Origin of the sequence: Acinetobacter sp. YH01025 (assembly GCF_013420185.1) — a bacterium.
Taxonomy (GTDB): Bacteria; Pseudomonadota; Gammaproteobacteria; order Pseudomonadales; family Moraxellaceae; genus Acinetobacter; species Acinetobacter indicus.
The window spans coordinates 1-2691 of record NZ_VOYR01000032.1; the positions used below are offsets into that span (position 1 = coordinate 1).

3 protein-coding genes are annotated in these 2691 nt (G+C 59.2%); all 3 read right to left on the minus strand.

Translation table 11 applies throughout. The annotated features are described in order from the left end of the window. Nucleotides 1-120 precede the first annotated feature (120 nt). Complete coding sequence (locus tag FTT89_RS14390) at nt 121-426, minus strand: LysR family transcriptional regulator (protein WP_001255015.1); 306 nt, start codon at nt 424-426, stop codon at nt 121-123. Nucleotides 427-453: 27 nt separating this feature from the next. Continuing rightward, on the minus strand, nt 454-1668 hold the full coding sequence (gene floR, locus FTT89_RS14395) for a chloramphenicol/florfenicol efflux MFS transporter FloR (RefSeq protein WP_000214122.1): 1215 nt from the start codon (nt 1666-1668) through the stop codon (nt 454-456). A 216-nt stretch (nt 1669-1884) separates the two neighbouring features. Next, on the minus strand, nt 1885-2691 hold an 807-nt coding region (locus FTT89_RS14610; RefSeq protein WP_223364268.1), incomplete at its 5' end, for a DUF3363 domain-containing protein.

The following is a 2691-nucleotide window of genomic DNA, read 5'->3' on the forward strand; positions in this document are numbered from 1 at the left end:
ATGAGGCATGTTCCGCGTCCTTGCAATACTGTGTTTACATACAGTCTATCGCTTAGCGGAAAGTTCTTTTACCCTCAGCCGAAATGCCTGCCGTTGCTAGACATTGCCAGCCAGTGCCCGTCACTCCGCGGTCTTCACTGCGTGATCGAGTTGATCGACACCCGCCGTGACACGCTCCATGAAGTGCCTGCCTGCGTCTGTTAGCCGAACGCCCCGCGCATGGCGCTCAAATAGCAGGACACCAAGGTTATCCTCCAGCGCTTTCACACGCGCGCTGACGCTCGACTGGCTGATACCAAGTGCCTTGGCCGCATGCCGAAAATTCAGATGCTCGGCGACGGCGATGAACTGAACAAGGGAAATGAGCGGTATCCTGCCAGACAGGATACCGACATTCACGAGGTTTCGATGGTTAGTGCGCCGCATCGGAGCGGGCCTGCTACCAGTCGTCGGTTAGACGACTGGCGACTTCTCGGTGGCAGCCCCACGGAGCCGAAGGAGCACCAGCCCCAACGAAACCAGTACCGCCATCGCCGTGGCGTAACAGATCACGGGCCACGCTGTGTCACCGTTTAAAAGTGCCACCGCCAATGTCCCGACAATGCTGACTATCAGGCTTTGAACGCAGAAGTAGAACGCGACCGCTGATCCCGCGATGTCGTCGAACTCTGCCAAAGCGCCGTTCGCGGTAACGGACACCGTGAAGACAATACCGACCGCGACAACCCACATCGGTAGGATGAAGGTGAGGAATGACGGCGAGCCGTAAAGTTCGCCGATCCCCAACAGGACCGCTCCGCAAACAAGCAACGCCATCCCACGCGCCACGCATCCTGCGATGCCCCATCTGGCGACAAAGGACTTCGCGAAACGGGTTGTCACGATCATTACAAGCGCGACAGTGGCGAAGGCAAAGCTGAATCCGATCTCGGAATATTCCGCTTGGCCTATGAGCACACGGGGAGCCGTCGAGAAGAAGACGAAGTAGGTGCCCATACCGGCGCTAAAGCCGACAGTGTAAACCCAAAAAGCCGGACTCGCGAAGATCGGCAAGACAGATCGGCGCGTCTTGACTTGATCCAGAGGGCGGGTTTCGTGCCACCTGAAACCCGCATTTAGGAGTGCGAGCATCGCCAGTATAGCCAAAGTAATGAATATCGCCTGCCATCCCAAGAACTCGCCGATCAATACTCCGGCGATAGGGCCGAGCGCAGGCACGAACGCCAGCATCGAACTGAAAAGGCCGTAGATGACGACACCCTCAGGACGGTTGGCATAAACGTCGCGAACCGTCGCGAACGTCGCCACCAGCATGGCCGACGCGCCCACTGCTTGAAGTAGACGGAAAGCGACAAAGGCCGGTGCAGTTGAAGACCAAGCTGCTCCCAGAGACGCAATGACGAAAGCCGTTGCGCCCGCAAGTAGAATTGGCCGTCGCCCGATTCTGTCTGAGAGCGGACCAAAAATCACCTGGCCCACGCCGAGCATCACCATATAGAGGCTCAACGTGAGTTGGATCATAGCGGGCGTCGTGTTCAGGATGCCGGGCATCGCTGGAACGACAGGGAGATAAATATCCATCGCCAGTGAAGCGAGGATGTCGAAAGGAGCCATCAGCAGCAGTGCTGCCGGCAGCGTATAGGCCCACGCGGGGCGTGTGGTGGTCATGACGAATCAACCCTCGATTAAGGAATACCGGGCGACGTCTGCTCGTCAGCAATCAGATGAGACTAGCCTTACAGAGCGCCGCAACAACAATACTGGTTGTTGCGGCTTACTTGTCTGCTGACTTGGAATTTCCCATCTGATTACTCCACGCTTACGAATATGAATTGCTACATTTTATCCGATTATCTTTTGCTTCGCAATGCGGCATGGGCGCACTCAGCGTTCCAGCCCCCTCTGCCGCCCTAACTGCCACGACACCGACCCGCCCTGCACGATGCCCATAACCTCGCGGCCGAGTTGGCGGTCGATGATCGGCCGCCACGGGACAAGGGTGAACTCATGGGATTTCTCGACCACGGCGAACTTGCCGCTCGATAGATGCACGGTTCCGGTAAACTTGCCGCTGACGCTCTCGCCGTCCGTGGCGGCGCGGAACGGCAGGCCCTTACTCAAAGCCATATCCGATCCGACGCCGGCTACCTCGCGCTCCCGCAGGATGGCGAGAAGGTTGCGCCGGTAGAAGACGCGGCTGTCCCGGCTGCGGGTGGCGTCGCCCTGTTCGATATGGTGCTCGCGGCGCTGGTCCATGGCTTCGCGGACTTGTTGCCCGAAGCCGGTTGGCGCAAGGTCGGCCGTCTCGCCGTGGATCAGCCGCCGGTCCAGCCAGGTCGCGCCGTCCGATCCGATCTGTTTGTTCAGATCGACCGGGGAAAGGACGCGAACGCTGGCCTGACTGTCTCGGCCGGCGTCATGGGCGGCGGCACGGCTGACCAGATCATCGGGGATGCGCCATTGGTCGGCGTCGATCCGCTCGACGATACCGGCCCGGCGTAGCGCCTCCAGCCGGCGCACATGGGCATCGACATAGCCCTCATAGTCGCCGCCTGGAACGCGGCACGTATAGGAAGAATAAACGCCCTTTTCACCCAAGTCCAACAGCTTTGGACCGCAGTTGACTCTTTCGACACCCCTGCGATGCAACCCAATCCGGCTGACGGGGAGCCAGCAACGCTGAAAATTTAC

Coding starts and splice junctions, on each gene's coding strand:
- FTT89_RS14390 (WP_001255015.1), bottom strand. CDS start 426: ATGCGGCGCACTAACCATCGAAACCTCGTGAATGTCGGTATCCTGTCT.
- floR (WP_000214122.1), bottom strand. CDS start 1,668: ATGACCACCACACGCCCCGCGTGGGCCTATACGCTGCCGGCAGCACTG.